General features: G+C 76.0%; 3 protein-coding genes and 1 pseudogene. All 4 read right to left on the reverse strand.

Features of this window, described 5'->3' with window-relative positions:
- A pseudogene (locus DKL51_RS00890) lies at positions 1 to 214 on the reverse strand (phosphoheptose isomerase); the annotation flags it as partial.
- Positions 214 to 1,431 (reverse strand): glycosyltransferase, encoded by a 1,218-nt coding sequence (locus DKL51_RS00895; protein WP_109945040.1) that lies wholly within the window; start codon positions 1,429 to 1,431, stop codon positions 214 to 216. The gene DKL51_RS00895 and the pseudogene DKL51_RS00890, both read right to left, overlap by 1 nt.
- Complete coding sequence (locus tag DKL51_RS00900) at positions 1,416 to 2,390, reverse strand: glycosyltransferase (protein ID WP_109945041.1); 975 nt, start codon at positions 2,388 to 2,390, stop codon at positions 1,416 to 1,418. The genes DKL51_RS00895 and DKL51_RS00900 overlap by 16 nt, the downstream gene beginning before the upstream one ends.
- Positions 2,387 to 3,333: glycosyltransferase family 9 protein (locus tag DKL51_RS00905; protein ID WP_148097692.1), on the reverse strand; the 947-nt coding region annotated here is incomplete at its 5' end. The genes DKL51_RS00900 and DKL51_RS00905, both read right to left, overlap by 4 nt.

The raw sequence follows: 3,333 nt of genomic DNA on the forward strand, positions 1-3,333 counted from the left end.
GTTCGGCGGTGAGGTGCTGGGCTTCGGCGGCGCTGCCGCCGTTGCCCGCGACCAGCAGCCGGCCGCCCCGGGCCAGCCGGTCCGCCAGCTCCCCGCCCCACCGGGCCAGCAGCTGCTCCGACCGCCGGAAGGGCAGCAGCGCCGCGGCCAGGTTCGCCAGGTGGCCGTCGAGCACCGTCCCGGCCGCGCCGCCGGTTCCGCCGGCCGCCGTCATCAGGCGACCACCCGGGTCGGCCGACGCACGGCGGCCACCTCGCCGTACACCTCCGCCAGCCGGTCCGCCGTGGTCGACCAGGAGTAGCAGCCGCGGGCCCGCTCCACCGCCGCCGTCGCGTACGCGAAGCGCCGGATCCGGTTGCCGAGCAGCCGCCGGATGGCGGCGCCCAGGGCGCGTGGGTCCCGGGGCGGAACGAGGTCCCCGGTCCGCCCGTCGACCACGGTGTCGATCAGCCCCCCGACGGCGCTGCCGATCACCGGCACGCCGCAGGCCATCGCCTCCAGCGGGGTGAGCCCGAACGGCTCGTACCACGGGGCGGCGACCAGCGCGTCCGCCGAGCGGTACCAGCGGCCCATCTCCTCCCGGGGAACCGCACCGATCAGCTTGACCCGGTCGGCGACCCCGCACGACTCGGCGAGGGCCCGCAGCCGCAGCGCGTACGGGTCGGTCTCCAGCAGCCCGGCCGGCGGCCCGCCGACCACCACGCACTCGGCGTCGGGGACTCCGGCGATGGCCCGGATGACGTCCTCGAAGCCCTTGCGCTCCACCAACCGGCCGACGGTGAGGATGCGCGGGCGGTCGCCGTCCCGCTCGACGGCGGGGCCGAGCGGCGCGAAGGTGCTGAGGTTCACCCCGGACGGGATGACCGTCATCCGGGACCGGGGTACGCCCATCCGGGCCAGCTCGGCGACCTCGTCCTGGCACTGGGCGACCACCCGGGCGACCTTGCGGCCGAGCTGGCGTTCGTGGCCGAGCCGGCCCGGCGGGCTAGTGTCCTGCGCCCCCTGGTGACGCCGCTTCACCGTGCCCAGCGCGTGGAACGTCTGCACCACCGGCACCCCGGTGCGCCGCCCGGCGGCGAGCGCGGCTAGGCCGCTCATCCAGAAGTGCGCGTGGACCACCTCGGGCTGCCAGTCGCCGGTGCGCCACCGCTCCGCCAGCCAGGTGCCGAACTCCGCCATGTGCGGCAGGAGCGCGTCCTTGGCGACCGGCTCCGCCGGACCGGCGGGTACGTGCACCACGTCGTAGCCGTCCGGGGCGGGGACCGTCACCGGCAGGTCCACCGCGTCCCGCCGGGTGTAGACCCGGACGTCGTGACCGGCGGCCACGAGCGCGGCGGAGAGCTCCGCGACATGCGTGTTCTGGCCACCGGCGTCCTCACCGCCGAGCACGGCGAGCGGACTCGCGTGCTCCGAGATCATCGCGATGCGCATACTTCCTCCTCCAGCAGCCGGTCCCAGTCGGCGAGGAAACGGTCGAGGCCGTAGCGGTTGCGGGCGGCGGTCCGGGCCTGGGCGCCGGCCTGGCGGGCCGCGGTCGGATCGGCCAGGAGCCCGCGGGCCGCCTCCAGCAGCACGTCGACCCGGGTGGAGAGGGCGCCGGCGGACGGCGGCACCGCCTCCACGGCCTCGGTGGTGGCCAGCGCGACGACCGGCATGCCCATCGTCATCGCCTCGATCAGGCTCAGCCCGAGGGACGTCCACCGGCACAGGTGCAGGTATGCCCGCCGGCGGGCCAGCTCGGCGTGCATCTTGTGCTGCGGGACGTCGTCGTGGCTGGTCACCCGGTCGGCGGGCAGGCCGAGGCGGTCGGCCAGCCCGGCCACGCCCATGCCGAAGACGTCCAGCGGGGCGAGCTCGGCGAACCGCGGCAGCAGGTCGGTGCCGGTGACCCGCCAGCGGCGGACCGGTTCGTTGATCACCACGGCGAGGCGGTCCAGCTCGCCGGTCCACTCGACCTGCGGGGCGACCACGCCGTGCTCGATGACCGCGGTGCGGCTGCCGCCGTTGTCCCAGAAGAGTTCGTTGAAGTGGGTGACGTGGGCGATCAGCAGGTCGTTCCGGTCGGCCATCGGATGCCGGGTGTTGGGCACGTCCCCCTTCGGGGTGTTGTGCTCCACGTAGATCGCCGGCACGTCCCGCCCCACCCGCCGGCCCAGCCACTCGCAGGCCAGGTCGAACTCCTCGGGGCGCTGGATCAGGACCACGTCCACCTCGGCCCGGCGCAGCTCCTGCGGGGTGACCTCGACGGCGGTGTCCGGCCACGGGTACGTCCGCGCCCGCCCGCGCCCGTACGGACCCCGGTCGGGGGTGACCGGCACCAGGTACCGGTGCTTACCGTGCACGAACGACGTGGTCCAGGAGCCGTGCACATGCCAGAGGAGGATGTTCATCGCCCGCCCCCGCCGGTACCGCTCACCGCGGGCGCGCGCGGCGGGACGGCGACCACCGGGCCGGCGGGGGCCGGCGCGTCGGCGGGTACGCCGAGCAGCCGCAGCGCCTCCAGCACCCGGCCCGGCTCGACCGCGGTGAGGCAGGGGTGCCCGGGCACCGGGCAGCGGGTGGCCCGGGTGTCCCGGCAGGCCGCCCCGGCGTCGCCGAGTCGGACGGTCGGGACCCGGTACGGTCCCCACTGTCCGAACGGGACGGTGGGGGCGAAGAGGCTGACCACCGGCGTACCGACCGCTGCGGCGACGTGGGCGGGGCCGGTGTTGCCCACCACGAGGCACCGGGCCCCGGCGAGGATCCGGGCGAGACCGGCCAGGTCGGTGGCGCCGCTCAGGTCGAGTCCGCCGGCCGCGGCGACCCGGGCGGTCAGCTCCCGTTCGTCGGGTCCGCCGGTGACCACCACCCGGTACCCGGCGGCGCTGAGCACCCGGACGATCCGGCCGGCCAGCTCGGGTGGGCAGGCCCGGGTCTCGACGGAAGATCCCGGGTGCAGCACGACGTACCCGGGCTGGTCGGGACCGGCCGGGTTCGGCGGCAGCCGGTCGGCGCGTAGCCGCAGCCCGGGCTGGTCGTCGGGGGCCAGGGTGAACCCGGCGGCGGCGGCGAGGGAGAGGGCGCGTTCGGGTTCGGGGATGCCGAGGGGTACCCGGTGTCGGACGTCGAGCAGGGAGCCGGGGTAGTCGTCGCTGATGGCGCTGATCCGGGGTACGCCGGCCATCCGCAGCAGCAGGGCCAGGGGCAGTGGGGACTGGTGAAAGGAGGTGAAGATGACCGCCTCCTCCGCGCCGACGGCGGCGAGGCGGGCGGTGAGTCCGCGCATGTCGTCGGGGTCGACGGGGGCCGGCCGGCCGTCGATCCAGGGCAGCGGCCACTCGATGAGCTCGTCCA

The sequence above is a fragment of the Micromonospora globispora genome, assembly GCF_003857015.1.
GTDB classification, from domain to species: Bacteria; Actinomycetota; Actinomycetes; order Mycobacteriales; family Micromonosporaceae; genus Micromonospora; species Micromonospora globispora.